Genomic DNA, 2,109 nt, shown 5'->3' on the forward strand with positions numbered 1-2,109 from the left:
ACCGCTTCGCCGTGCGAGAACGTGCCGAACCCGGCGAGGGCCTCGATGGCATGGCCGAGCGTGTGCCCGTAGTTGAGACACTCGCGCACGCCCTTGCTCTCCGTCTCGTCTTCGGCAACGACGTTCGCCTTGAACACGACCGAACGGGCGATAGCCTCGGCTACGACGCCCTCATCGCGCCTCGCAAGCGCTTCCGCCGAATCAGCGAGCCAGAAGAAGAACTCGTCGGAATCGATGACCGCCGATTTGGCGATCTCGGCGCATCCGCACGTCCATTCGCGTTCGGGAAGCGTCGCGAGCGCCGATGTGCTCGCACACACCTGGATCGGCTGCTTGAAGCATCCGACCAGATTCTTGCCCTGATCGAGGTTGACGCCCGTCTTGCCGCCGACCGAAGAATCGACCATCGAAAGCAGCGTAGTCGGCACCTGGGCGAACGCAACACCCCTCATGTAGGTTGCGGCGACGAACCCGGCCAGATCGCCCACGACGCCTCCCCCGAGCGCCACGACGAGCACGTCGCGCCCGAGCTTGAGGTCTGCCATAGCCGCCCATATCTCGCTCGCAACCGCAACCGACTTCGCACCCTCGCCTGCGGGTACCGTGATATCGAGCGCCCGATAGCCCGCTTCGACAAGCGACGCCTTTGCGGCGCCGAGGTAGAGCGGACCCACGTTCTCGTCGGTGATGACAAGCGCGGTATCGGATTGGTTCACGTCTCTCAGATACCCGCCGAGTTTCTCAATCAGTTCGGCTCCGATGCGCACGTCGTAGCTCGCGGCGTCGGCGATGTTGACCACTATTCTTGCGATTGCCACAGGATTCCTTCCTTTTTGAGCACGTCTCTCACTTCGGCAGCGATTCTTCCCACGCTTTTGCCCGCCGTATCGATCACGGCGTCGGCCACCTCCTCGTAGAGGGGAAGCCGCTCGGCGCTGGTTCTCCTCGCCTGGTCCAGATCATTGAACAAGGGGCGCGTCGACAGATCGCTGATGCGGCTCTGGGCCTCGTCCGCCGACACTTTGAGGTACACGACGAAGCCGCCGCCTTTGAGTATCTCGCGGTTCTCGGGACGCTTCACCACACCGCCGCCGCACGAGACGAGCAGCGGATCGTTGGCCGTGAACTCGCGAAGCACGGCGGTCTCGATCTCGCGGAAACCGTCCTCGCCCGCCTCGGCGAAAATATCCTTGACCTTTTTATCCTCGCGCCTTTCTATGTAGGTGTCGAGGTCGATCGACGAAATATGGCACATGCGCGCAAGCCGTCGGGAAACCGACGTTTTTCCGGCACCCATGAAGCCGACGAAAAACACGGGGCGCGACAAGGTACATGCAGGCCGCTTCGGGGGCTGCTTCGGCGAACCCGTTGGAGTGTTTTTCGTCATAGCGCCGCCCGCTTACCGCGACATGGTCTTGATGCGCTGGCGATACGCCTTCACCGCCGCCCTGATATCGGTCATGTTCGCATCTCCAAACCGCTCGAGGTAGGCGTTGGCGAGCACGAAGGCAACTTCGCTTTCGGCAACGACCGCGCAAGCGGGGACGGCGCACACGTCGCTGCGCTCCTTCGAGGCCTCCTCGGGTTCGAGCGTATCCATGTTGACCGTCATAAGCGGATTCGTAAGCGTGGGAATGGGCTTCATCGCCGCGGTTACGATGAGGGGCATACCCGTCGTCATGCCGCCCTCAAGACCGCCCGCGTTGTTGCTCGCACGCGAAAACCCGTCCTTCGAGCTCTGGGTAATCGGATCGTGCACCTTCGAGCCGGCCGAGGCGGCGGCGGCAAAGCCCAGACCGAACTCGACCCCCTTGATGGCGGGAATGGAGAACAGCGCGGCGCCGATGCGCGAGGTCAGCCGCTCGGTCGGAGTCGCGTATCCGCCGATGCCGGGCAAGAGGCCCAAAACCACGACGCGAAACGTACCGCCCAAGCTCTCCCCCGCCTCACGGGCTGCATCGATGGCGGCTTTCATCGCCTCGGTCGCATCGTCGTCGGGGCAGCGCACATCGCTCATCTCGATGTCGAGCGGCTTGTAGTCGGGCGCGGCGGTCAGGGGATCCTCTTCGGCGAACTCCGCCGAGCCGATGCGCGTCACGTACGAGAATA

Annotated in this window: 3 protein-coding genes; all 3 read right to left on the minus strand. The window is 63.3% G+C overall.

Translation table 11 applies throughout. From position 1 onward, the window contains the following. Positions 1–818 (minus strand): 3-dehydroquinate synthase family protein (locus C1722_RS12165; RefSeq protein WP_102380371.1); only part of this gene is annotated, 818 nt, incomplete at its 3' end. Beyond that, on the minus strand, positions 800–1,387 hold the full coding sequence (locus C1722_RS12170) for a shikimate kinase (RefSeq protein ID WP_102379661.1): 588 nt from the start codon (positions 1,385–1,387) through the stop codon (positions 800–802). The genes C1722_RS12165 and C1722_RS12170, both read right to left, overlap by 19 nt. Positions 1,388–1,399: 12 nt before the next feature. Then, a partial coding sequence (locus tag C1722_RS12175) for a chorismate synthase (protein WP_146040714.1) occupies positions 1,400–2,109 on the minus strand: 710 nt, incomplete at its 5' end.

Source organism: Raoultibacter timonensis, assembly GCF_900240215.1.
Lineage (GTDB): Bacteria > Actinomycetota > Coriobacteriia > Coriobacteriales > Eggerthellaceae > Raoultibacter > Raoultibacter timonensis.